This window comes from Rhizobium sp. PP-F2F-G48 (genome assembly GCF_004342335.1).
GTDB lineage: Bacteria > Pseudomonadota > Alphaproteobacteria > Rhizobiales > Rhizobiaceae > Ferranicluibacter.
On record NZ_SLVH01000002.1, the window covers coordinates 561586 to 586616 of the forward strand.

Sequence of the window (25031 nt, forward strand, 5' to 3'; positions counted from 1 at the left end):
CCCTGAACGGACGCTCCGCTCGCCGCGGTCCGCGGAAACGACGTTCCGCAGCATCGACCTGACCTCTCCTCGAGGCGTCCGTCAGCTCCGTTCCGGATCAGAAAAACGTTGGATATCTCTGCTTTCGCTCGTCTTCGGGGGATTGCGTCTCGTCTTCCCCAGACGACCGCCGCGTCTCCGGCAGCCGATCAGTTCAGAAGATCGGGACGCCGATAAAGCTTTGCCTTGGCCATGTTGACCTTGCTCAAGATCGCCCCGACGCATTTGTCGATCACCATTGGTGCGCGATCGAACGCCTGAAGCACAGCCTTTTCCGAGATGCCGCCCCATTCCACGACAAAGACGAACCGGTCGATCAGATGCTCCATCGCGCGCGCATCGACCAGCGCTTCCAGCGGCGGAAGGTCGATGACGACGTAGTCCACCTCCCGCTTCATGCCTTCGAGGAGCGCCTGCATCCGATCGGACGACAGCAGATCGGCGGAATGCGAGACGCGGTGCTGGATGACGGCCGGCAGGAATTTCAGTCCGGTTCGCTGGTCCTCGATGAGGGTCGATCCCAGGGCACCTTCCTCCATCAGCGCCTGCAACAGACCGCGGGTCGCGGCCGGGGCGAGCGCGCGGGTCGCCCCGGGATTGCGCAAGTCTCCGTCGATCAGAACGACGCGCTTGCCCTGGTCCGCCAAAAGCTTTGCGAAGTTGATGGCAATCGTCGATTTCCCTTCGCCGGGCGCCGTGGAGACGATGCCGATCACAGCTGCCCCGGATCTGCTCTTCGCGATGTCGATGGCGATCTTCGTGCTGCGCAAGGTCTCCGCGAAATCCGAAAACGGATTGTCGAGAACATAGCTTGCGAAAGCGGCCTGCGACCCGAGCAGCGGATTCGGCTCGAGACTCTTCGTTGCGTCCGTTTTGACGATTGCGGGAACCGTACCCAGAAAGGTCAGCCCCAGACGCTCCTGCACCTGCGCACCATTGCGGAAAAACTTCTCCCGGTTTTCGCGGCGCACGGCGACACTGCCGCCGCCGATCATTCCGATCATGAAGAAGAGCGCCATGATCAAGGACTTGCTCGGATAGTTCGGCGCTTCGGGCGGACGACCGCTACTGACGACGCGCGATCGTGAAACCGGAATATTCTGCTGCTGGAGCGCCTGCTGATAACTCGCGAGAAATGCGCCATAGAGCCGGCGATAGGTTTCGGCCGTTCGCTCGAGTTCCCGCATCTGGACCTTGTCCTGTGATGCCAGGGTTGTCACTTCGGTGGCCTTCTTCACGCGATCGGTGATATTGGCCAATCGAGCCTCCGCGACGGTCAACTCGCTGAGATAGGTCTGGGCGACACGCTGAAGTTCCTCGAACATCAATTTGCGATAGCCGTCGATCGTCACGCGCTCACGGACGGCCTGAATATGGTTCGGACCGAAACGGCGGCTGAGATCGGCCTCGATGCGGACCGCGTCGAGATAGCGCTGGCGCAGATCATTTGACAGGTAGTTTCGGATCGTCCCCGTCACCTCGGAATCGGTTCGTCCGGAATCGACGATGCGCTTGATCTGATCATACTGCGCACGGAGATAGGATACGTCCGAGGTTGCGGCCGAAAGACTCTTGTTGAGCTCCTGCAACTGCTGATCGGAGATGAGAGAGTCTTCCTCGGTCTCCTTGTCGGTCGTGGTCAACAAATCGTGCTCGGTCCGAAAGGCCTGAACCGCCATGTCGCTATCGAGGGCCTGCTGACGCAGTTCCCCGATTTTTGCCTGTAGCCAGCTGCCTGTCTGCCGCGTCGCGTCGTAGCGCGCACTGAGAAGATCGGTCGCGTAGGCGTCGCCGATCGCGTTTACGATCCGGGCAGACATGTCGCCGTCCGTCGAGACGTACCGGACGCGCACGACGCTCGATTCACCGATCCGGGTGACGCGCAGAGCCGACAGAAGCCCCGCGCGCGCAGATTCGCGCGCGACGTCCGCATCCGCAGCGACACGGCCGTCCGAGGCTATTCCCAGAAAGATCAATATCTTCGTCCGCACGTTCAGAAGAGACTCCTGAAGCGACCGGTTGGAGTCCTGAAACAGCGGATCCTTGAGGAGGCCAAGACTGTCGATAACCCTGTCGAGCACCGCGTTGGATGTGAAGAGCTGCATCTGGGTGAGGATGTAGGGACTGTTGCGCATCGGGTCGATCTTGGCCCAATCGCGCGCAGACTCCGACCGCCGCTCACTGGCGAGGTCGCCATCTTCATCGAGAAGGACAAGAATATCCGCGCTGTAGAACGGTTTGGCCACGGAAAGATAAGCGCCGCCGACACACAGGGACACCAGCAGGATGATGAGAAAAATCCTCACCTGCCTCCTGATCACCGCAATGCACTCGTCAAAATCGATGAACTCGGCCCTGCTGCCAGGCGGTCCGATCGGAACGTCGATGCTATCCGTTTTATAGAGCTTCAAGACCACCTCTTTGCCGGCCGTCACCCTCCGGTGGGGTGCTTGCCGAGCCGTGTTATCGCGCTGCGATCAGTCGCATAATTTAGCGGGGCCAACAAGCGTCGATCAAGGGCTCCCGGCCAGGCCGACGGTGACGTTGACCGTCTCCGCCTTCGGCAGATCGATGACGACGGGCTCCCCGCCGATGGTCAGCCGACCGTCTTTCCACACCGCCCCGGACCCGCAAAGCGCCCGTGCCGGTGCGCCTTCCGAGGTCCCTAGGGAAAGACTGCCCGTCTTGCCGGCCCCTGTGGTCCAGGCGACGAGACGTTGACCGTCGTCGCCCGTGACATGCAGCACGAACATGTCGGGAAATGGGCGCTCCAGCCGGAAGGCCTTTCCACCCTTGATGAGACGCGTCGCTTCGCGCACGGCGCAGGCGGCGGCCTTCGGTTTGTAGTCATAGTCGTACAGGCCGAAATTGAACTCCATCTCGTCCGGACTACGGCCCTGATCCTTCAACTGATAGACCCACGCCCCCTTCATCCAGGGGGTGGCGGCCGACCAGAGGAGAAACTGGGAGACATTGTCGGCAGCCGTTTGCTGGCTGATCACACAGGGCTTCCGCGCCGTCGGCCAGCCGAACTCCGTCACGTAGATCGGCTTCGGCACGCCATTGCCGGACAAACGCTCCTGCAGCAGGGAAAGCCTGTCGATCATTTCCGTCGCGGTGCGCTTGGTCTCATCTGGGTCGCAGTGATTGTAGAGGTGAACGGACAAGGCACTCGCATCGCGGATCGCACCGCCATCGATGATCGCCTTCGTCCATTGCCAGTCCTGATCGGCCCCCACGGCTCCGGACAGAACGGTCGAACGGGGGGCAACCTTGCGAACGGCGGGCACCGCAACCTTCGCCAGGGCAGCATAATAGGCAGCGGCGCGTTTGTCGGACGGCACGCCCGCGCCGATCAGCCAGGGCGGATTGAAGCCTTGCTGAACATTCCACTCGTTCCAGATCTCGTAGATCGGGTCGAAACCCTGCGTCGCTGCCGCCGCCCGCGCGGCGAAATCGGCAAAGGCCTGCCGCCCGTTCTTGGTCAAGGGCGGATTGCCCTCCTTCACCTGCTCGTTTCCATGACCGAGAATGAGAAGCGGGCGAAGACCGGCAACCGCCATGAAATCGAACAGCTGGCGCGGCTGATAGGCGCCGGCCACGCTCCCCGGCTGGTCGAAGATCGGCCACACCAGATCGTCACGGTAGGAATCGACGCCGAGTTCCTTCAGGCGCGCGGCAGAGGCCTCGGCAACATAGTTCATGTCGCCGCCGATGCCGAAATGAACACCGACGCCGATGATGAGCGGCTCGGGCCGCGAGACCAAAGTCCGGGCATCGAAGGCGATCGTCTTCTCAGGGCCTTGAGACAAAGCTGCCGAGGGGGAGATCGCAACGGCTGAAAGAGCCAACAAAGCCGCAAACAGGTGTCTCACATCGCATCTCCACAGCCCGGCCCGACGCCGATGGCAATCTGTCGCCTATGCGTAATGCGTCCGATACCATTCGGCAAACTTTTCAACACCGACGTCCAGACCGATGTCCGGACGGAAGTTCGTCAGGGCGACCAGCAGATCCGGCGACGCGTAGGTTCTGGGGACATCGCCCGGCTGCATGGGCAGCATGTTGCGCACCGCCGCCTTGCCCATCGCCGCCTCGATCGTCTCGACGAAGCGGAGAAGCTCGACCGGCTGACCTCCACCGATGTTCACGACACGGAAAGGCGCATGCTTCGACAGGGTGTCGTTGACACCCTCCGTCGTCACCCGATTGGACTCATTCGGCGGGATATCGGCCAGACGGACGATGCCCTCGACCAGATCGTCGATATAGGTGAAATCCCGGCTCATCCGGCCTTCGCCGTAGATGTCGATCGGGCGGTCGTTGCGGATCGCCTCGACAAACTTGAACAGCGCCATATCCGGGCGACCCCATGGGCCATAAACGGTGAAGAACCGGAACGCCGTGGTCGGAACATGGAAGAGATGGGCGTAACTGTGCGCCATCAGTTCCATCGACTTCTTCGTGGCCGCGTAGATGGTCATCTGCTCGTCGGCCTTGTCGCTTTCGGCGAAAGGCACCTTCTCATTGGCCCCATAGACCGACGAGGTCGATGCCAGCAGCAGGTGCCGCGGCTTCAGGTTTCTGGCGATTTCCAGAATATTGAACGAGCCGACCACGTTGGATTCCACGTAGGAGCGCGGGTTTTCCAGACTGTAGCGAACGCCCGCCTGGGCGGCGAGGTGAATGATGACATCCGGCTCGGCCAGATCGGCCGCGTGATCGATGGCCACCTTGTCTTCCAGCATGCCGATGACCGGCTTGAAACCGTTCGACCGCTCCAGAATGGCATGCCGCTTCTTTTTCAGCTCGATGTCGTAATAGGCCGTCAGCCCGTCGAAACCGACGACGAAGTGGCCTGCGTCCAGAAGCCGTCTTGCGAGATGAAAGCCGATGAAGCCGGCCGTTCCAGTGATGAGAAAGCGCATGTGACTTCTTTATACAATTTAAAGCTGATCTCAAACCCTGCCATTACCAAGAATATCTTTTCAGTCTTTCATACTTTAGAAGATATCGAAAAGCAGAGCCTCGTGTCACCATGCCCAATTTTCGCCTCTACCGCAATGCAACATCGTGGAATTACAACCGGATAGGGTGAGATGCTTTGCATTGCACCACTCTCCGGCCCTCTGTTGGCAGCGTTGAGCGGAGAGACGATAGACAATGCAGAGACTTGCTGGTGGACGTTTCGCCTTCCTGAGGAGCGTGGAAGACTTATGCTCTCCGCGCCCTTGCAACCGTTGCGCGAGCATCACCAAGCCTCCCCGCAACGGCTCCATGATACGTGGCGGCCGTTCCGTGACAGCCAGGATACAGGCCATCGATCTGCGCCTGATCCCTCTGAAAGATTGAAACCCCTCGACGCAAAAAGGAAAGCCGATCGGGTCCCGAAAAACAACCGGGATATCCTTCCCAAAATTCCGTTCTTCTCAGCACGTCAGGGTCCAGAAGAACCCGCGAAATTGAAATGGTCACGACATGCGCATCCTCGTTTTCTCGGCAATGTTTCCTCCCAATATACTGGGTGGCGCAGAGATATCCGCCTTTAATCTTGCATCCTGGCTTTTGAAACAGGGCCACGACATCGGGGTCGTCATGGCCGCAAAGACCCAGGAGGAACAGCGGTTCGGAGAGATGGTCGATGGCATGAAGATCTGGAGCCTGTACATGCCCAGGCCCTACCCGATCTTCAAGCAGGGGCACGTCGAGAAGACATATTCCAAGCCGCTCTGGCATTTGCAGGATCATTTCGATCCCCGGAACCCGTCGCTTGTTGCGCCCATCCTCGATGCTTTCAAGCCGGACTTCTGCAATGTCCACTACCTGACCGGGCTGGGGCATAATGTTCTGGAAGAGATCGGGAAACGCGACATTCCGGTCATGTATGTCATGCCGGACATGGCCTTGTCCTGTAGCAAGCTGACGATGTTCGTGGACGGGAAGACCTGCGAGAAACAGTGTCTGACGTGCAAGCTCTCGGCGCGTTCGAAGCGGAAAGGCATCCGCGCCACCCGCCGGATCGGATTCTGCGCACCGTCCCGCGCCAATCTCGAGCGAAATGCACGCTTCCAGCCGCTCGCCGATTATCCCACGGCGCACATCCTCAACGCCAACAAGTACCCTACCCCCACGATGGCGCGCAGCCCATCCGAAACCGTCCGCTTCATCTATGCCGGACGGCTGGAGTCGGCCAAGGGCGTGGATGTCCTGCTCTCCGCAGCCGAGATGCTCAAAGCGGACTTCGATTTTACCGTCAAGGTGGTCGGGAGCGGAGCGGCCGAACCGGACTTGCGCGCCCGGTTCGATCATCATGACTGGATCGATTTCACGGGTCATGTGCCGCTCCAGCAGGCGATCGACACTATCGCCGGAAGCGACATGCTGTGCATTCCGTCGATCTGGATGGAAAACTCCCCCGGCGTCGTCATTCAGGCGCTCGGCATGAGCGTGCCGGTCATCGGCAGCGATGTCGGCGGCATTCCCGAACTGGTCCGCCACGACGAGAATGGCCTTCTGGCGCAACCGGGCGACGTCGAGTCCTGGCGCGAGGCGCTGCATGCGGTTCTCTCGGACCGCGCGCGCCTGACGCGCTTTCAGACGAACGCTGCCAACCGCGCCAGCGAATTCGACCAGGATTATCTCGGCGCGAAATATCTTGCGTTTATGGACGAGATTCGCAATTTCACGCCGGCATCAAGCGCCCAAGGCAATCTCGCCGACACATCGCGCAACGCAGCATCAACGGCTCACGCAAGCTGACACGCCGAGCCGCTTGAGCCGCCACGCCGCCTGGGTCTTTGACGCGTGATGGATGCGCGCACGCTCTGACGCTTGCGGCCCCGCTGCGCGCGTTGCGCTTCCGCCCACCGAAACGACATCGCGAAATTTAGTGCGCTGCAGCGAGCCCCATCATTGCCCTGCAGCATTTTTCTGATATAAAAGCAACCGCTGCACACTATACTTCGAACGCTGCGGAGCTTTTAATGTTACTGAATATTCACGAACGGCGTTTCGGAAACCGGAAGCTCTTTGAGACGTGCGACTTTGGTCGTTCTTATCTGATTCCCTGTGAAAAACTGGCTTCCGCTGCACATGATCGGGAATTTGGGTCCGTTCAACATGAGAGCGGACTGTAATGCGGATTCTTGTCGTATCAGCAATGTTCCCGCCGCATATTCTTGGCGGCGCCGAGATCTCGGCTTCCAACCTGGCTTCATGGCTCCTGAAGCAGGGACACGAAATCGGGGTGCTCACGGCTGCTCCCTCACCGGACGAGGAAAAATCCGGCGAGATGGTCGATGGCATGAAGGTGTGGGCGCGTTTCTTTCCGCGGCCCTACCCGATCCACAAGCAGGGGAATGTCAAGCAGACCTATCTCAAGCCACTCTGGCACCTGCAAGATCATATCGACCCGCGCAACCCGCGCATTCTCGGTGAGGTTCTCGACGCGTTCAAGCCAGATTTCTGCAACGTCCACTACATGACGGGGATCGGGCACAATGCACTTGCCGAAATCGGCAAGAGGGATATCCCGATGATGTACGTCATGCACGACATGGGACTTTCGTGCGTCCGTATGACGATGTTCTCCAAGGGGAAAACCTGCGAAACCCAGTGCACCGTCTGCAAGGTCTCGGCCTGGTCGAAGCGCAAGGGCATCACGGCGGCGCGGCGCATCGGCTTTGCCTCTCCATCGCGCGCCAATCTGGAACTGAACGCACGGCACCAGCCGCTCAACGACTATCCGACGGCGGCCATTCCGAACGCCAATAAATATCCGCCCCCCACGATCGCACGTCAGCCATCCGATGTTGTCCGCTTCGTCTATGCCGGACGCCTGGAAGAAAGCAAAGGCGTCGATGTCCTTCTGACGGCAGCTGAAGCCGCAAGGAAGGACTGGAATTTCACGTTCAAGGTGGTCGGCAAGGGATCCGCCGAAGCGGACCTCAAGGCGCGCTACGGGCATCACGACTGGATCGAATTTACCGGCCACGTCCCGATGCAAGAAGCCATCGACCATATCGCCGGCAGCGATGTCCTGTGCATCCCATCCCTGTGGTTCGAGGTTCTAGGCGGTGTCGTGGTGCAGGCGCTACAGAACAGCGTGCCCGTCATCGCGAGCAAGATCGGCGGCATCCCCGAGTTCGTGGAGCATGACTACAACGGATTGCTGGTACAACCGGGTGATGTCGATGCATGGCGTCGGGCGCTGGAGACCCTTCTGTCCCAGCCTGAAAAACTGGCGCATCTCCGCTCCAATGCTGCAGCGCGCGCCAGCGAATACGATCCCGATCATCTGGGTTCGAGATTTCTGGCGTTCATGGAGAAAATTCGCGATTCCGGGCCTGTCGGAAAGCGGGCGTAATGTCTATACAGACAGCCAGGAAGATCGCGCCCCTCTGACGAAGCATGGGCGTAAGGGAAGTGTGGGAAGGTTCGTGCGTCGCCATCGTCGCACAAATGTCGCTCTGGGGGGCCATCATCTCGTCTGAAAAGACGGAAGGAGTTACAGCCCTGTTTTCAAGATTGTCGTCTCTGCTTCGATGGGCAGCGTCCATCACTGCCGCCACGATCGCTCTGAGCGCATCCGCACTGGCAGAAACACGCTCCGTGACGTTTGATCCGATCGCGTCACACGCGCCCAGGTTCGAGCCGCCCATCATCGGCGTCAACGTCTACTACGGTCCGTCTCGCGTGCTCGGCTACATCAATCCCGATACGGGATTGCGCCAGTTGCACGACCTCGGAGCCACATCCACCCGTGACTATCTCATCTGGCAGTCCTTCAAGTTTCCGCCGGCGGGCGGCGTCGTGCTTGCCGGTGCAGGGCGCATGATGCGATTCCTGCCAAAGTCCGATCTCCAGCCGCTGATCAACCTTGGGCACACCAACACGCTGACCGTGCCCGGCGGCGTACCGCCGCTCACCGACGAGGGGCTGCGTTACTTCGGAGCCTATCTCAGGAAAGCCGTCGAGATCACCGCACCGTTCAATCCAATCTATGAGATCTGGAACGAGTGGAACATGACGATCGGCTTTGGCGCGCGGGAAAAGACGCTTGACGGCGCAGGACCGCCGGACGATCCGCGGGCCGCAGTCCACTATGTCCGCGTGGCCAAGTTCGCCGTCCAGACGATCAAGGCGAAAATGCCGAACGCGCGCATTCTCGTCGGCACCGTCGGTGACGACGCGAATTGGGAGTGGGCTCAGGCGGTGGTTCGGGGCGGCGTCCTCGACAATGCCCTCGGCCTGTCCGTTCACCTCTACAACCAGTGCCGCGCGGAACCGTCGAAACGCACGGCGGCGGAAATGATCGAACGCGTCGAGGATCTTCAGGCCAAGCTGAAGACCATTCGCGGCGGCGTCGAGACGCCCATCTACATTACGGAGTACGGCTGGCCGACATCGAACGGCAATTGCGGAATGCCCTATGACCTCACGGCCTATAATTTTGCACAATTTATCCTGCAGAGTGCAACGATCCCGTGGATCAAGGGCATCTGGATACACGCGCTGAAGAACATCAGCCCGGACCCGGTCGATCGCGAAAGCAATTACGGTCTTTTCACCTATGCCGACAAGCCGAAGATGGCCGTCTGCTTCGTCCGCACGGCAACCGATCTCGTCAAGTCGGCTGACGCCATCGAGGTCAGACAACCCCTCAAGGATGTCTTCGTTGCCCGCATAACGTCTGGAACGAGCCAGAAGATCGTCCTCTGGACGTCCTACGAACAGAGAAAAGCGACCTTCACGCTGCCCTTCGGGACCCCGACCGGGACGATGATGTGCGGCGATAATAATGTTGCAACGCAAAATGTTGCTCTCGGTCCGGCGCCCATCATGTATGATGTGGATGCAGCCAAGCCGTTCTCGATCGATATCACCGACTGATTCGCTCCACACACCTGACCGTCGGCCGTCCTGAAACCGATTGTTCTGAAACGGGTATCCATGCTGAAGTTCCTGATATTGCTGATGAACAGGGCCCGCGCGGCAAGAGCCGAGACGCATCTGCGCCCGCGCATCTGGATGATCGGCCCGATGCCGCTGCCACTGAATGGCCAGTCTAACTACAATGCCACCATCACCCGATTCTTCGAATCACAGGCCCCGACGACCATTCTGCCGACGGGCGGCACCGGGGCGGAGAAGATCGTAGCGGGCTGTCTGCTGCCCTTCATCATCCTGTTCTTCCTTCGTCGGGACGATCACGTCTACACGTCTCCTCCCGGCCAGAACGGCGTCTGGCTGTTTCTTCCCACCATCGCCGCGCTGCGTCTGCGCAAACTCGACCACATCGTCCATCACCATTCCTTCCGACCGATCAATCTCGGTCCGGCGCGCGCAAGTCGTGTCCTGTGCAGGTTGGGCGGGCCGTTCCAGCGTCACGTCTTCCTGTCCGCCAGGATGCGCGACGGGTACGCGGCGCTCTACCTCACCGATCAACAGAAGAGCCGGAGCTTCGTGCTGCCGAATGCCTTCTTCTTCTACGACGAGAAGGGGCGCACGGCGGAGCGTCATGGCCCGGTTACGATCGGCCATCTGAGCGTGATCACGCGGGAGAAAGGCGTCGACTACCTTCTGCAGATGATCGAGAAACTGGCCGCGATCCGGAGCGATTTCCGTTTCTGCCTTGCCGGCCCCGTGGCCGACGCCGCGCTCAAGCAGGAGATCGTCGCGTTCTGCGAGCGGCACCCGACGATTTCGACCTATCTCGGCTCCGTGCAAGGCGACGCAAAGGCGCATTTCTACGAAGACGTCGACATTTTCATTCTTCCCACACGCCTGGTAGACGAAGCAGACCCGCTGGTGATACTGGAAGCTTACAGCTATGGAAGCGAGATTCTCGCTTCTTCAACCGGATGCATCCCCGAGCGGATGCGTCTTCCGAGCATGCTCATCACCTTTGACCTTGAACAGGACGTACGGCTTCTCGACCGCGTGATCACGGAGGTTGCCGAGCAACGGACCGTTATTTCGCAAGCTTGCGTCCTGCACGTCAAATCCATGCATGAAACATCCCGGTCGGATGCAAGGACGTTCTTTGCAGCTTTGGGACTTACCGTTCCCGACCCAAGAGAAACATCGTTGTGAGGTTCTCATGTCACACCGCCCCAGTCTGAATGTCATCATCGTCAACTACAGGACGGTCGATCTGACGCTGCGATGCATCGCATCCATCGTCGAGCAGAAGATCTGCGACCCGGAAGACATCATCGTCGTCGACAATCTCTCTCCCGATGATTCCGCAGAGCGCCTGAAGCGCGAGCTTCCGCCGTCGATCAAGCTCGTCCTCTCGCCGACGAACGAGGGTTTTGGCTCCGGTGTGAATATCGGCGCCACCAATGCCACGGCCGACTTTCTGCTCGTGCTCAATCCGGACACCTACTTCGAATTCGACAGTGTATCGCGCGTGCTCGACTACATGGCGGAGAACCAGGATGTGGGGCTGGTCGGCCTCGATCTGATCAACCCCGATGGGAGCCGGCAGTTTTCCGCACGGCGCTTCTATTCCGCGCTCGACGTGGTCGCACGCCGGGTGGCGCAACTGAAGCCTCTTCTGCAAAAGCATCTCGACCGGCACCTGATGCTGGATGCCTGGCCGCGTGAGGAGCCCTTCGATGCGGAATGGGTCATGGGAACGGGTTTCCTGATCCCCCGGGCGCTTTACAAGAAGCTCAACGGAATGGACACGCGATACTTCCTCTACATGGAAGACGTGGATCTTTGCGCGCGGGTCTGGTGCTACGGATACAAGGTCAAGTGCTTCCCTGGGGCAGAACTCGTGCACGACCACCAGCGCTCCAGCGCCAGCGGCCCGATGACGTTTGCAGGACGCGCACATCTGAAAAGCATGATGCTGTTTCGAAAGCGCTTCGTCCTTCCGCTCCTCAAACCACCCGGCGTCCCCAGGATCATCAAATCCTGCACCGGAGTCCCGGGGCTTCCCCGCGCCAACGCGCAGGCCTTGGCAGAGTCTCTGGCGAATAGCCGGCGGGAGGTCAGCTCTACTCCTATCGGACAACAAGGCAGTTAGCCAACCCAAACGTTAGCGATTGACGACAAGACGGCTTGATTATAACAGTAAAACCGAAAGAGCCGGTCCATTTTGGAGTTGAAAGAAACGTTTTTTTATGAAGATTTTGCACGTTTGTGAAACAATCATTGGAGGGACGGGATCATATCTTGCTGAACTCGTCCCTCATCAGGTCAAAAAATACGGCGTAGAGAATGTTTCTCTCTTAGTCCCTGAATCCCACTTAAAGTATATCGATCCAAAAATACTCTCGACCGGCATCACGATTACGACATTCCGACGGCCCAAGAGACTTTATGGCGCATTTTTGCTTGCGAGACGGTATCTTGAAGTATTGAAATCCGTAAAACCGGATATTGTTCATGCGCACTCGTCGATCGCGGGTGCGGTGGTGCGCGTCGCACGGGCTTTTACCAAAGCCCGGCTGATTTTCTGTGCGCATGGCTGGTCTATGGACATGACCGGTAACCCGAGAACCCGTAAGCTTGCCGAACTTGTGGAGCGCGGCCTCGCCGTGTTTCCGGATCAGATCATCGTCATTTCCAGCCATGAACTCGGCCGGGCGCTCAAACTGGGCATCCCGTTCAATCGTCTCAGTCTCGTTCCGAACGGCATCGCCACGACCGCACCCGCCGTTGAACCGGCCGTCTGGAACGACGATCGGATCAAGGTTCTGTACGCGGGACGCTTCGATTATCAAAAAGGCGTAGATGTCCTGATCAAGGCCGTGAAAGGTCTCGAGGACAAGCTGAGCGTGCGCCTCGTGGGCGATGTCGCCGTCAGCCGGAATGTCCTGCCCGAGGCACTGCCCGACTGTATCGTCAAGCTGGGCTGGCTCAGCAGAGAAGACGTGACGGCCCAGATGAAGAGCTGCGACGTTCTCGTCGTCCCCTCGCGCTGGGAAGGCTTCGGCCTCGTGGCCATCGAAGCCATGCGTTTGTCGAAGCCGGTGATCGTTTCCGCCGTCGGCGGATTGCAGGAAATCGTCGATCACGGAAAATACGGCTATATCGTCGAAGCCGAGAATATCGAGCAGTTGCACGAGACGCTTCGGACCCTCGACAAGGCAAGTTTGAAAGAGATGGGCGCGATCGGATATCAGCGGTTCGCCTCGACCTACACGGCCGATCGGATGGTCCGGCAAATCGACGCCGTCTATGCCGGCAAGTCCTTGCCCGACACGGATGTCACGTAACGACGTCCGGCGGTCGCCAAATGGAAAACAGGCCCCGATCCCATACGGTGGGATCGGGGCCTGTTCTATCGTCAGGCAACCAATGTCGAGATCACATTCAGCTGCGGCATGTTAAGCCGCACCGTGCCCGTGCCCGGCGCGCCGCAGAGCAGGTTGAGCGCCCGGAAGCTGAGATAGGCGCGCGCGCTATAGGCGGGAACCTGGATCTGCTCCGTGGCATGCTCGAACGCGTAGCCTTCCGTCGAGGGCAGCAGTCCGCTGGCCAGATCGCCCAGCAGCGCGTGCGTGGTCAGGGTCGTACTGGTGCCGTTCAGCGTACCGTTCATGTCGACGCTCGTCTGCACGGACGCGATGCCCGTCGATCCCGCTGCGACCGAGATCTTGGAAAACCCCTGCAGAACCGTGTCCGGCACCCAATAGTCGCCATTCGGGCTGGTGCCCGCCAGATCCTGAACGACCCGAACACCACCGCCGGCCGTGGTCACATTGTAGGTAATGACAACGTCGTTGCCATTGCCGTCCGCGTTCGGCTCGACACCCACCGTAAACGTCGTGGTCGTGTCGCCGCTCGCCCGGTTGAACAGCCATTCGCGCGGAACTGCCGACGTTCCCGCCGCGAGCGACCCGCCTGCCCCGAGGGTGCCGGCATTGCCGGTCGTCGCGTTGAAGAACGGGTTGTTCATCAGCTGCTGGCCGTTGACGCGCTGGTTCGAGCCATCGACAGAATTCCGGGGAAGAAGCCGCATGACCTCGCTCAGGATCCTCGCGAAGGCCTTGCCCACGAAGTAGGCGCCGGTCGTCGCCTCATGAACGATCGTCGCCTCGCCGAGCCGCATATAGCCCGTGCGGAAGACGAGGCTCGTAGGAGACGTGGCGGGATCGTGGAGAATGGCCGGAGCATCCAGGAGCCAGACGTTCTGACGCAGTTCCGCCAGGCGCCGCAGAGCCGCATTGTAAATGACGAGCTGCTTGATCTGCGCGGCCGTATAGTTCGTCGCGCCGTGGCAAAGCACGACGATGACGCGCAAGCCCAGGGCCAGCGCCGCATCGACCTTCGTTTGCGTATCGGCAAAGGCCGATGCTCCGACGGTTGCCGCCGAAACGGTCAGGCCGCTGACCGCATGGGTGTAGGGTGCCTGGGCGATCGAGTTGACGCCTTCGCTGATGTAGAGGACCCCGGCATCGGTTGCGAGCGCCGCCGGGAGACGCGCCAGCGTCTGGTCGGTGCGCTCGCCCGAAACACCGAAATTGTAGGCGCGGGCGATGCGGTTGCCGGACAGTGCATTGCCGATGAAGAAGTGGTTGTAGGTCGCACGGTTCCGGACCGTCGAGTCCAGGTGCATCTGCTGCACCGTGCTGTCGCCAAGGGCTGCGACGATATTGAAGGATCGCGGCGCAGCGATCTTGCCGATCGGCGCCCGGCCGAAAAGGCCTTGCGCGTCATGACCGAGGACATGCGTCAGGGTACGGATGTCGGAGAGTTCGATTTCACCAGCCATTATGATTTCTTTCCAATGAGAGCCATTCTGGACCCGCCAGGCAAAAGGCCCGACAGGTCCACGTCGCCACCCGACGTCACTTTCCCCTTCAGCTGGACGTATGCGGCGGCGGTGACAGCCAAGGCGGTCGAGGGCGCTGAGAGCGATATGCCGATACCTGTCCAGATCATGGGAACCTCGTTTCAGATGACGGGCCGACTATCCCACCGCAGAGGCATGCGGGGACAAAGCGGGAACGATTTTTCGACGAAGGACGATTATCCCCGGAAAAAAACAGCCGTCGCCGCGCCCGTGACAAGCGCGTTCGTCAAGGGGAAACAACGATCTAAGCTGTGGGATGGATTGTAACCCGGTTCAGACCGCGTTAAAGTTGGCCAACCCGTATTCCCCGGCATGATGCTTCATGCCTGTGCCGCCTCCAAACCATGACAGGATTCGACATGGCCGCCCGATATGTCGTGAACGTGCAGATCCTGCGGTTCTGCGCGGCCATCCTGGTGGTTTTTGCGCATGTGGGTGTGGAGATCGAGAACAAGGCCCGCGCGACGGGTCAGGCGTTCACGATGTGGCATCCGCTCGATTGGGGGCTCGGTGTCGACATCTTCTTCGTGATCAGCGGTTTCATCATGTATTACCTGATGCATGATCGTTTCGGCGTGCCCGGCACCGCCAGACTGTTCCTGATGCGTCGCCTGATCCGGATCGTGCCGCTCTACTGGATCTGCACGACCTTGATGCTGGCCTCGATCCTCGCAGCGGGCAGCATGATCAACAATAACGGGATCGATCCCGTGCATATCGTTGCGTCCTACGCCTTCCTGCCATGGCCTCGAGCCGATGGCGAGCTGTTCCCCCTGCTGTCGCTCGGCTGGACTTTGAACTTCGAAATGTTCTTCTATTTCGTTTTCGCGGTCGCGCTTCTCCTGCCGAAACGTCTGGGCCTCGGCCTGCTCGTCGCTGCCTTCGCGCTGCTCATGATCGTCGCGCTGGCCGTTCCGCCGACCGTGTGGCCTCTCCGCTTCTGGGGCAATTCGATCATCGGGGAGTTCCTGCTCGGCATTCTGGTGGCCGCCCTGTTCCTGCGGAAGACACGGATTTCGCGGCCCGTCTCAGCCCTTCTCGTCGGCGCGGGCCTCGTGCTTGCCGTCCTGTTCTTCCAGACGGGAAGCTACGAATACCTGCCACGATTGATCACCGGCGGCATTCCCGCGGTGCTGATCACGGCGGCCGTGGTGCTCGGCAATCCCGCGCCTGACGGTCGCGTCTCGCGCTTTCTGGCACTCGGCGGCGATGCGTCCTATGCGCTCTATCTCACGCATCCGTTCACGATCAAGATCTTTGCCGCCATCGGCGTCAAGGCCGGCCTGCCGCTGCATGCGCTTTACTGGTTGGGCATGTTGGCGACCATTGCCGGGTCGCTGGCCGTGCATCTCTGGGTCGAAAAGCCCATCGGGGCCGCGCTGAGCCGCCGTCTGAACGCCGGTCGGGCACGCGCTCCCGTATGACTCTGCGCTCCGGCGCGGGCGTCCGGCATGCCACTTCGCAACGAATGCGCGTCTTCTGACGGCACTCGCGCTTTCGCTCGGCATTCTCATTGACGCTTATGTAGTTTGTTCTAAAACAGTGGCTCACGTTAAAACGAGGCGCCACGATGAGAGAAAAGCCGGTCAGGTTCGATGCGCTGGATTCCTGGCGTGGCATTGCCGCGTTGCTGGTTGCACTGTTTCATTTCCAGGCCGCAGGCTACTTCTACGCCGTCCCCTTCGTGCGGAACGGCAATCTCGCGGTTCCCTTTTTCTTCGTTCTCAGCGGCTTCGTCATCACGCATGCCTATCGCGCCAGCCTTGATGGCCCGCAGGAGGGCCTGCGGTTCATGATCCGCCGGTTCGGCCGGCTCTATCCGCTGCACATCGTGACGCTGGGCATCCTCATCCTCTTGGAAACGGCGAAACTCTACCTGTCGTCGCATGGTTATCACGGATCCGAAGCGCCCTTTGCCGGGACGAATGATGTCCCGTCGCTGGTCGCGAACATGTTTCTTCTGCAAGCCATCATTCCGTTTCCAGAACTGACCTGGAATGCTCCGAGTTGGTCGATCAGCACCGAGTTCTATACCTATCTGATCTTCGTCGCGGTCGTTCTCGGGTTTGGAACCTACCGCCAGTGGGGGGCCGTGATCATGTTCGCCGCGTCGGGCCTGCTGCTTTTCTGGCTCGATGACATCCAGACGACGCTGAATCTCGCATCGGGCCTCGGCCTGGTGCAGTGCGTTTTCGGCTTCTTCACCGGCAACCTGACCTACGACCTCTATCTTCGACTGCGGGACAAGCCCTACCTCACGGGAACGGCACCGGAGCTCGTGGCAACGACGATCATGGTGCTGCTGTTCTGGTTCAAGCCCCGCTACGTCGCCGCCGACATCATTGCGTTCGGCGTGGCCATCCTGCTTTTTTCCTTCGAGCGGGGTCAGATTTCCCGGCTGCTGCGCGTGCGGCCGCTCCTGTTACTCGGTACGCTGTCCTACTCGATCTATCTGGTTCACTTCATCGTCTTCACGATCCTGTTCGCGGCGGTTCGCATCGCGCAGGGGCGGCTCGGCGTGGATCTCATCCGGTTCGACGGCCTTCATGACCGTCTGGATTTCGGCCCGGCCGGACTGATGGATCTTGTCGCCCTCGCCTATATCGGCGTGGTCCTCATGTTCGCGACGATCACCTACCGCTTCGTGGAAGAGCCCGGCCGGCGATTCTTCAATCGGGTCTCCTCCGGTCTCACCACAGGAAGGGGCGCGTCCCCCTCGATCATCTGAGAGGCAAGACCGCTGCCGTGCCGGGCGAGTTCGATCGGCCCCGCAGGAGAGAGCTGTAGATCGACTGATAGTCGTCGACGACGTCGGAGAAAGCGCGTCGGGCATGACGTTTCTCAGCCAGGGCCTCATGCGCCGCCACGACAAGCTGTGGCTCCGCGACGAGGCGGGATATGGCGGCGGACATGCCCTGCGGCGTCGCCTCCGCAATCCAGCCGGTCACCCCGTCTTCGATGATCTCGGGTATTCCGCCGAACGGCGTGCCGATGACGGGTCTGCCCGCCGCGAGAGCATCGACCAGGGCCAGCGACCCCGGCTCGTGCCAGATCGACGGCATGACGACCACCTGAACCTGCCGGTAGAAATCGGATGGCGATACGAAGCCCACGAAATCGACATCGGCTTCCGGCGCCAGAGCTTTCAGCGTTTCCTTCTCCGCGTCGGACACGCGGCCAGCCAGGAGCAGGCGCACGCTGCCCGGACGCAGACGGGCAACGGCCTCCAGCAAAAGCCGGACACCCTTCTCCTCCGAGAAACGGCCGAGATAACCGATCGTCAGCGGCCCCGGGCCGCGCGTCAGCTCGGAGAAGACGATGGCAGGGTTGGGCACGTTGCGGACGACATAGGTCGGCTTCGACCCGTCGAAGACGCCATTCTCGCGGTGAATATCGAGGGTGCGCTGGCTGACGCTGGCAACCGCATCGACGAGAGCCGTCCGGCGACGCCGGTTGTCCGACAGCACCCGGCAGGATCCGCAGGTCGTCTGACAGGACGCGCCGGACTTGAAACGGGAGCATTTGGGACAGATGAGATAGTAATCGTGCATCGTGTGCAGGATCGGCAGTTTCAGCCGCTTGGCCATCCGCCAGACATCCGTGCTCAAGCCGTTCAATGTGTGCGAATGCAGCAGGTCTGGTGCAAAAGCGTCCAGAATGCGCTGGATCTCGCCGCTGGCATGGATCCTGTCATCGATCGCGTGCCAGGCAAGTCGGACGAGCGGATTCTTCCGCTCTTCGAAGGGTGGAAAGAGATTGCGCACCGGGATGAACTCCACGGTGACGCCGTTGACGTTTTCCGTCGAGCGCCTGCCCTTCAGCGATGCGCGCAACACGGTCACGGTGTCGCCACGCTGGACCAGCTCTTCCGCAAACTGGCGCACGAAGACTTCCGCACCGCCAAAGATCAGGGGATCGTCGGGTGTGGGATAAAGGGCATTGCAAATGGCGATCCGCACGATGTTCGATCAACCTTTTCATTGGCGCGAGGGCTTTTCCACACCTAGCTGGAAAACATTGTTTATCCAAGAGCGCCACGCAGAGAGAGAAACGGGATCGATCGCGATTTGCCCCGCGAGGCAAGCCCGCGGACCGGACAGAAGGTGTCCTTTTCGCCACGCCGGCCATTCAACGATTGCCATGTCCAGCCCACATTGCGAGACTTGTTTGTGCGCCGCACAATTCCATGCCAACACAGGCGGACACTGTTTGCCTGCTTGCGGGCCTGCACCCGGTAGCCATAATGAATGATCGCGTGATGCCGTCTGGGACCCCACCCCACCAGATCCCGATTTATGTAAACGGTCGCTTCCTCGGACGTCCGCTTACGGGCGTCGAGCGTTTCGCGGGCGGGATCCTGCACGCGATCGACGACCTGCTGGACGACGAGCAGGCAAAGGCCTGGACGATCCTCGTGCCGAAAGGCGTATCGCTCGATCAGGGTTTTCGGAAGATCGCGGTCAAAACCGCCGGGCGGTTGACGGGCCATGCCTGGGAACAGATCGACCTCCTCGCTGCCAGCCGCGACGGCATTCTCGTCAACCCCTGCAATTCGGCACCGGTTCTGCACGGACGGCAGTTGACCGTCATCCATGACGCGCTGGTCTACCGCTTCCCCCAGGGTTTTTCCCGCTCATACCGCCTTCTCCACCAGACGCTGGGCCGCCTGCTCGCGCGCCGCTCGCGTCTCGCGACAGTCTCGAACTTCTCCCGAAAAGAACTGTCCGACGTTCTGAAGGTGCCGGTCGAGACGATTTCGGTCATCTCGAATGCGGTGGATCACATGGGCGACGTGACGGCGGACGAGACCGTCCTCGATCGGCTGGGACTGAGGGATCGCAGGTATTTTCTCTTCATCGGCTCCCCTGCCCCGAACAAGAACCTGGCACGGGCGATCCAGGCTTTCGGCGCGCTTGACCGCAGCGACGTCTCCTTCGTTCTGGTCGGCAAGGCGGCAAAGGCGTTTTCCAAAGGCGAAGCGACCGTACGCCCGGCCCATCTCCTCGAAACCGGGAGATTGTCGGACGCCGAGATCCTCTCGCTCTACGCGCATGCGCAGGCTCTCGTGTTTCCGAGCCTCTATGAGGGCTTCGGCATTCCGCCGCTCGAGGCGATGCGCGAGAACTGTCCTGTCCTCGCCTCCGATATTCCCGTTCTGCGGGAGGTCTGTGGCGATGCCGCTGCCTATTTCGATCCGCTGGACATCGGCTCGATGTCCCGCGCGATGCTCGCCGTCCTGGACGGCCAGGCCGACCTAGAGGCTTTGCGACAAGCGGGACGATTGCGATCGGCAGAGTTTTCGTGGAAGAACAGCGCGACCGAGCTGCTGCGTGTGGTGACGACCATCGCGTCGTCGTCCAGATGAAAGATCACTGCTGATGCGCCACTTTCGTAAATTGTCGAGCTTGGTCAACCTGACATTTCGGGGCTCGACGCTGGTCTTTCGGTTCCTGCTGTCCTTTTACATCATCAAGTATCTCGGCTTCGAGGCAACCGGCATTTACGGTCTGGCGCTCGGAGCGATCGGCATTCTGCCGGCGATGCTCGGATGGGGGCTGAACTATCGGACATCTCGCGAAGTCATCGGCCGGGATGCAGCCTTTGCTGCCGCCATCGTCAAAAACCGGTTGTTCGTCACGACGGTCACGCTGGTCCTCGCCACCATCATCGGGGTGATCGTGGCCTTTGCGATGGGGTACCAGATCACGTTCCTCTACGGACTGATCATCGCCCTTATCTGGCTCGAGACCTACGGGCTCGACATTCATATGCCGCTGATCGGACAGAGCATGGCGACGGAAGCCAATCTGCTGGTTTTCGTCCGCTCGGCCCTCTGGGTGCCGGTCGTTGTCGGTCTCGGCGTCGCATTTCCCGTCTTCCGGACGCTGGAGGCTGTCTTCATCGGCTGGATCGCCAGCTACGTGCTTGCGGCGGCACTGCTCGCCTATCTGCTGCGCAGCTGGCCGCTTCGCCAGACGGCGGCAACACCCGTCGATTTCGGCTGGATCAAGGAGCGGCTGCGCCACTCCTGGCACATTTACATCAGCGATCTCAGCATCGTCGGTTTGATCTATGCCGACCGCTACATCGTGAACTATATGCTGAACCTCACGCTCACCGGCATCTATACGTTCTTCTGGTCGCTGACCAATGCGCTGCAGACGCTGATGCAGACCGCCGTGGTCCAACTCGCCCTGCCGATCCTGTTCCAGGCCCGGCAGAAGGGCTCGATTGCGGAGTGGAAGCAGGTTTTCCGCAAGCAGATCGTCAAGACCGCCATTATCGCGACCGTGCTTGCCGCCGGCGTTCTCGGCGGAAGCGAATTGCTGATCCGCTTCCTGTCGATGACGGAAATCAGCGAACATCGTGGACTGTTCATCCTGCTGCTGCTCGCAGCCATTGTGCGCTCGTGCTCCGACCTGCTCAATGTCGGCCTGACCAGCCTGAACAAGGACAGCCACTACGCAACGATCAACATGTTTGGCGTCTGCCTGTCGGTCACGATGACGGCCGCCATGATTGCCTGGCTGGGCTTCAATGGAACCGGCGTCGCCGCGCTGATCACGGCCTTGGTCGTGACGGGGATCCGAGGCGCTTATCTCCTGATCTTTTCCCGTCAGCCCGACACCGCGACCTGAGGGCCGCGCACGGCACTACGTGCCCGCCCACGCGCAGAGGACGGGACCGACCGATGGGAGAGGCGAACTTGAAAAGTCGCGACAGGACGCCCCGGGCTCTTACGGAGAGTTGGGCGTCGCGGAGCGTTGGGCGTCGCGTCGATGGGGGGCATCTCCACCCGAAGCGGAATCGCTTCGGCGTCGGACACTGCGGTAAAACGCTCTAAACCGGCAGGGCGACCGCATTTTCCGGTTGGCCCACCCGCAGGACCTTTGCCGACGTACCGACCACCACGCCGTCCGCCGGCACGCTTTTCAACACGACGGATCCCGCGCCGACAATCGCGCGGTCGCCGAGCGTGAGAGGGCCGATGACGAGGGAATTGGGGTAGAGGACACATCCGGCGCCAATGACGGGATACTGCGGAGACGCCGTCTTCCCGATCGTCACCGACTGGTAGATCGTGGTTCCCGGACCGATCCTGGCACCCGAACCGATGACGATACCCGTGGGATGCGGGAGGAAGAGCCCTGGAGCGATATCACTGTCGAGATTGATATGACACGCCGAACGGCCAACGTTCCAACGCCAGACGAGAAGCCCCAGCCGACGCCGGACCACGCCGCCCTGCCGCAATTTGCATGCGACACGATGCAGGAATATGGCCGAGAATCCGGGATTGAAAATGAAGGTCGGGAGGAGCTTGAGCATGTTCGCATGACCGGCGTTTGCCCGCATATCAGCTTTGACGACATCCCAAAATTTCATCACGTCTCCTTCTCTCGAACTCTCATTTCGACGGGCGAATTCAGATCCGGATGACATGTATGTAAGGCAGAACGGAGGCTGGGCGAATTCAACCAGGCTGCGCGGCGATCGTCTGCAGGCCCGGATTGCCCTCCGGTGCTCGCTTCAGAGAGCGGGTCGACGAGCGACGGATGGAGACCCGCCCGAAGACCTCGCTGATGGCGTAGCCGTAGAGCAGCGTCGCATAGGACGGGCCGTACCCCTGAACGGTAACGGAGTAGATGTTCCAAAGCATGAGGATCGACAGCTTGATCGGATCCCGCATAAACGGAACCCTGGAAAACAGGAACGCGACGAACAGGAGGAATGGGTACCCCATCATCAGGAATGTCGTCATGTAGAAGTTATCGAGTGGCAGGTTGTACTTTGCCATGTCGGTGTAGGACATGGGGTAGCTGTAGCAGCCGATTCCGCATCCCGTGAACATGCCGACAGGAAACAGTTCGGAAATCCAGATGAACGGTCCGTTCCACGTGTTGTTGATACGGTCCGCCATACTTTCCAGTTTCGGGTCGATGGCGCCGAGATCGACTCCCCCGAGCGCGATCATGAGGATTGGAGGGACGATCAGGCATATGAACGACAACAGCGTAAACGTCTTAACAAGCGGAACGCGCGAGGCGTATGGCACGAAGTTCATAGCTGTGTAGAGGATAGCGTAGATCCCAGCGATCCCGATCGCCGTCTTACTATTCGTCAGATACAAGGCGATGATCACGATCGGCCAGCATAAGACGTTGAAAATGATCCCACGATAGGGAGATATTAGAAGATACGTGAAGAGCGTCATAAAGGCGGCCATCGTGCTATCGCCCGCAAACCCGCCATAGCGGGGAACGCCATCCACCCACCACATCTTGGTTGCTTCTCGCTCAACGCCGAAATTGACGAGAACCTGACCGTACCAGGGATACTCAACATAGGGATTCAGTATGACCCCAATGGCAGAAGCAAAAAATACGAAAAGGAACAGATACTGCGCCCACTTAATGTCCGTTATGCGCCTTTCGTAGAAACAAAACCCAACAAACATTGGGATAAACATTTTGATAGATGAAAATAGCGTAAAAGCACTGTCATTCATAAAAATGACGCTGGTAAACAAAGCCAGACAAAATGCCGCTACGAAAAATATACCAACCGGATTTCTCTCTTTAAATATTTGAAAGTACGAAAATATCAGAACCGACCCGAATGCCAGCACGTCCGGCAAAAACCACACAAAACTGATGCCGAGCATCTGAAAGTAATAGCGCACCGAGCCCGTAAAGCCGTCCCGCAAGCAGAATAGCACGAATGTAAAGACGGAATATTTGAAAATGAAGTTCTTAAGTCGATCTGAGCTATTTGTGCTCATCGGGCTGGCAGAGTGTTCCAAATTGTTTCCCACGGCGGCCTGACCCGCTTCATGAAGCGCTTGCATATGGTTCTCACCTGCTCCTCAAGATGCCGTATGCCCTGCAGGGACCGACGTGTTTACGGCGACATAATGGCTTGAGCGTGACAGCCATTGCTTTTCGATCAGGTGCCACGACACAAGCGCAGCGAGAACCGCCAGGACATATGCGCCGGCAGTTGCCAGATACGGGTTCGCAGCGAAAGCCCCGAAGAGGATGAGCGTTTGCACGATAGGGAAATGCGTAATGTAGACACCGTATGAGAGATCGCCGAATCTCGCGGCGTTCCCGAAGTACGGGCCGAAAGCGACCGAGAACACGACCAGAGCCAAACCGATCGGCGCAACCGGCTCAAATCCAAGGCCCCAGCCCAGACCGAGAAGCACAATGCCCACAGCAAAAGCCACAAGTTTTTGCTTCATCAACACGTCAAAATAATAATACAGAGCGGCGCCGGAAACGAAATACATCATCTGACCCGGCAACGATTTTGCGAGAAGATCGAAGATGTTCCGACCCGTCGTGACACTTAAATAATCGAACGTATATTTATAGGCAAAGGACAGGATGTAGATGGCAATCAACATCTTTAAAGCGCCGAATTTGCGGATAAAATAGCAGATAACCGGAACGGCGAGATAGAAAGACACCTCGATCTTGATGGTCCAGAGAGAGCCATTTACGGCGTTCAATAGATTTCCGTCAAACACGCCCGGCAAATTTGGCCGCAAGAAATTCAAAAAGATCAGATTTGCGAAAAGATACTTTAAAAGATCCAGCCCGAAATACTCGCGAAGGCTCAGCGTCGTCAGCCAAACGCCCAGAACGGAACAGAGGACAATAATCGCAAAATACGCGGGGTAAATGCGTCTTATGCGCTTGTTCAAATACGATTTTAACGTCTTGGACCGCTCGTAGCTCATGGTCACGAGAAACCCGCTCAGGATGAAGAACCCTTGAACCGCTACGCTGGAATAGGCCAGAGTTCGCAGGGGTATAAGCGCGGCGTTTAGGGTGAGATCATAGCAGTGAGCGAAAACGACAATGCTCGCGAAGAACAGTCGCAAGCTGTCCATGTTGTTCACAGGCGGTATAGCGTGCGACACTCGAGACCTATGCGCGCTGACGGGAACCGTCGTCTCAGCAATCTTCTGTACTGGAATTGTTGCCACGAGAATTCCCATCAAAAAAAGTTCGTTGATATTTAGAATAATCTAAATTACGAACACCTAGCATAAGCGTCTCTTTTTCATCAAGCTTCAAAATGATTGTCCGACGATCACAAAGCTGAAGCAGGGCAAGGAGACGAGGCGCTTACGATAAGGGCATTGTGCAGTGCACACAAGACGTAAATCTCT

At 59.3% G+C, this 25031-nt stretch carries 18 protein-coding genes; 10 read left to right on the plus strand and 8 right to left on the minus strand.

The window, feature by feature from the left end:
- Positions 1 to 188: 188 nt before the first annotated feature.
- The 3 genes from C8J36_RS07290 to C8J36_RS07300 all read right to left on the minus strand — a co-directional run bounded on the left by C8J36_RS07290 (position 189) and on the right by C8J36_RS07300 (position 4967).
- Positions 189 to 2474, minus strand: a complete 2286-nt coding sequence (locus C8J36_RS07290) for an AAA family ATPase (protein WP_132533711.1) — start codon at positions 2472 to 2474, stop codon at positions 189 to 191.
- 78 nt (positions 2475 to 2552) lie between these two features.
- Entirely contained in the window at positions 2553 to 3914 is a 1362-nt protein-coding gene (locus tag C8J36_RS07295) for a cellulase family glycosylhydrolase (protein ID WP_132533713.1), read from the minus strand.
- Between the two features lie 45 nt (positions 3915 to 3959).
- Entirely contained in the window at positions 3960 to 4967 is a 1008-nt protein-coding gene (locus tag C8J36_RS07300; protein WP_132533715.1) for an NAD-dependent epimerase, read from the minus strand.
- 667 nt (positions 4968 to 5634) lie between these two features.
- Between C8J36_RS07300 and C8J36_RS07305 the strand changes: the two genes are divergently transcribed.
- From C8J36_RS07305 to C8J36_RS07330, 6 genes are all read left to right on the plus strand, one after another.
- Entirely contained in the window at positions 5635 to 6798 is a 1164-nt protein-coding gene (locus C8J36_RS07305; RefSeq protein ID WP_348631352.1) for a glycosyltransferase, read from the plus strand.
- A gap of 376 nt (positions 6799 to 7174) precedes the next feature.
- Positions 7175 to 8404 (plus strand): glycosyltransferase, encoded by a 1230-nt coding sequence (locus C8J36_RS07310; RefSeq protein ID WP_132533718.1) that lies wholly within the window; start codon positions 7175 to 7177, stop codon positions 8402 to 8404.
- A gap of 245 nt (positions 8405 to 8649) precedes the next feature.
- Positions 8650 to 9930: a hypothetical protein gene (locus C8J36_RS07315; protein ID WP_132533720.1), complete on the plus strand. Its 1281-nt coding sequence runs from the start codon at positions 8650 to 8652 to the stop codon at positions 9928 to 9930.
- A 60-nt stretch (positions 9931 to 9990) separates the two neighbouring features.
- On the plus strand, positions 9991 to 11133 hold the full coding sequence (locus C8J36_RS07320) for a glycosyltransferase family 4 protein (protein WP_132533722.1): 1143 nt from the start codon (positions 9991 to 9993) through the stop codon (positions 11131 to 11133).
- A gap of 7 nt (positions 11134 to 11140) precedes the next feature.
- Positions 11141 to 12076, plus strand: a complete 936-nt coding sequence (locus tag C8J36_RS07325) for a glycosyltransferase family 2 protein (RefSeq protein WP_132533724.1) — start codon at positions 11141 to 11143, stop codon at positions 12074 to 12076.
- A gap of 97 nt (positions 12077 to 12173) precedes the next feature.
- On the plus strand, positions 12174 to 13271 hold the full coding sequence (locus tag C8J36_RS07330) for a glycosyltransferase family 4 protein (protein WP_132533725.1): 1098 nt from the start codon (positions 12174 to 12176) through the stop codon (positions 13269 to 13271).
- Positions 13272 to 13342: 71 nt separating this feature from the next.
- Here C8J36_RS07330 and C8J36_RS07335 read toward each other — a convergent pair whose 3' ends face one another.
- On the minus strand, positions 13343 to 14770 hold the full coding sequence (locus C8J36_RS07335; RefSeq protein ID WP_132533727.1) for an SGNH/GDSL hydrolase family protein: 1428 nt from the start codon (positions 14768 to 14770) through the stop codon (positions 13343 to 13345).
- A 440-nt stretch (positions 14771 to 15210) separates the two neighbouring features.
- On the opposite strand from C8J36_RS07335, the gene C8J36_RS07340 reads away from it, so the two are divergent.
- Positions 15211 to 16275, plus strand: a complete 1065-nt coding sequence (locus tag C8J36_RS07340; RefSeq protein ID WP_165914980.1) for an acyltransferase — start codon at positions 15211 to 15213, stop codon at positions 16273 to 16275.
- 146 nt (positions 16276 to 16421) lie between these two features.
- On the plus strand, positions 16422 to 17579 hold the full coding sequence (locus C8J36_RS07345; RefSeq protein WP_132533731.1) for an acyltransferase: 1158 nt from the start codon (positions 16422 to 16424) through the stop codon (positions 17577 to 17579).
- On the opposite strand, the gene C8J36_RS07350 is transcribed toward C8J36_RS07345, so the two are convergent.
- Entirely contained in the window at positions 17572 to 18810 is a 1239-nt protein-coding gene (locus C8J36_RS07350) for a glycosyltransferase family 4 protein (protein ID WP_165914981.1), read from the minus strand. The genes C8J36_RS07345 and C8J36_RS07350 overlap by 8 nt on opposite strands.
- Positions 18811 to 19109: 299 nt before the next feature.
- Between C8J36_RS07350 and C8J36_RS07355 the strand changes: the two genes are divergently transcribed.
- Entirely contained in the window at positions 19110 to 20216 is a 1107-nt protein-coding gene (locus tag C8J36_RS07355; RefSeq protein WP_165914982.1) for a glycosyltransferase family 1 protein, read from the plus strand.
- A gap of 13 nt (positions 20217 to 20229) precedes the next feature.
- Entirely contained in the window at positions 20230 to 21489 is a 1260-nt protein-coding gene (locus tag C8J36_RS07360; RefSeq protein ID WP_132533736.1) for an oligosaccharide flippase family protein, read from the plus strand.
- Between the two features lie 202 nt (positions 21490 to 21691).
- Here the strand turns inward: C8J36_RS07360 and C8J36_RS07365 are convergent, their stop codons facing one another.
- From C8J36_RS07365 to C8J36_RS07375, 3 genes are all read right to left on the minus strand, one after another.
- Positions 21692 to 22237: a hypothetical protein gene (locus tag C8J36_RS07365; RefSeq protein ID WP_165914983.1), complete on the minus strand. Its 546-nt coding sequence runs from the start codon at positions 22235 to 22237 to the stop codon at positions 21692 to 21694.
- 88 nt (positions 22238 to 22325) lie between these two features.
- On the minus strand, positions 22326 to 23699 hold the full coding sequence (locus C8J36_RS07370; protein ID WP_132533740.1) for a hypothetical protein: 1374 nt from the start codon (positions 23697 to 23699) through the stop codon (positions 22326 to 22328).
- Positions 23700 to 23717: 18 nt separating this feature from the next.
- The gene (locus tag C8J36_RS07375) at positions 23718 to 24857 is read right to left on the minus strand and encodes an acyltransferase (protein WP_132533742.1); all 1140 of its coding nucleotides are present in this window, start codon (positions 24855 to 24857) and stop codon (positions 23718 to 23720) included.
- Positions 24858 to 25031: the final 174 nt, after the last annotated feature.

Excerpts from the sequence above, each read along its gene's own strand:
- C8J36_RS07300 (WP_132533715.1), bottom strand. The coding sequence starts at position 4,967 with ATGCGCTTTCTCATCACTGGAACGGCCGGCTTCATCGGCTTTCATCTC.
- C8J36_RS07305 (WP_348631352.1), top strand. The coding sequence starts at position 5,635 with ATGGCCGCAAAGACCCAGGAGGAACAGCGGTTCGGAGAGATGGTCGAT.
- C8J36_RS07310 (WP_132533718.1), top strand. The coding sequence starts at position 7,175 with ATGCGGATTCTTGTCGTATCAGCAATGTTCCCGCCGCATATTCTTGGC.
- C8J36_RS07320 (WP_132533722.1), top strand. The coding sequence starts at position 9,991 with ATGCTGAAGTTCCTGATATTGCTGATGAACAGGGCCCGCGCGGCAAGA.
- C8J36_RS07325 (WP_132533724.1), top strand. The coding sequence starts at position 11,141 with ATGTCACACCGCCCCAGTCTGAATGTCATCATCGTCAACTACAGGACG.
- C8J36_RS07330 (WP_132533725.1), top strand. The coding sequence starts at position 12,174 with ATGAAGATTTTGCACGTTTGTGAAACAATCATTGGAGGGACGGGATCA.
- C8J36_RS07335 (WP_132533727.1), bottom strand. The coding sequence starts at position 14,770 with ATGGCTGGTGAAATCGAACTCTCCGACATCCGTACCCTGACGCATGTC.
- C8J36_RS07340 (WP_165914980.1), top strand. The coding sequence starts at position 15,211 with ATGGCCGCCCGATATGTCGTGAACGTGCAGATCCTGCGGTTCTGCGCG.
- C8J36_RS07345 (WP_132533731.1), top strand. The coding sequence starts at position 16,422 with ATGAGAGAAAAGCCGGTCAGGTTCGATGCGCTGGATTCCTGGCGTGGC.
- C8J36_RS07355 (WP_165914982.1), top strand. The coding sequence starts at position 19,110 with ATGCCGTCTGGGACCCCACCCCACCAGATCCCGATTTATGTAAACGGT.
- C8J36_RS07360 (WP_132533736.1), top strand. The coding sequence starts at position 20,230 with ATGCGCCACTTTCGTAAATTGTCGAGCTTGGTCAACCTGACATTTCGG.
- C8J36_RS07365 (WP_165914983.1), bottom strand. The coding sequence starts at position 22,237 with ATGAAATTTTGGGATGTCGTCAAAGCTGATATGCGGGCAAACGCCGGT.
- C8J36_RS07370 (WP_132533740.1), bottom strand. The coding sequence starts at position 23,699 with ATGCAAGCGCTTCATGAAGCGGGTCAGGCCGCCGTGGGAAACAATTTG.
- C8J36_RS07375 (WP_132533742.1), bottom strand. The coding sequence starts at position 24,857 with ATGGGAATTCTCGTGGCAACAATTCCAGTACAGAAGATTGCTGAGACG.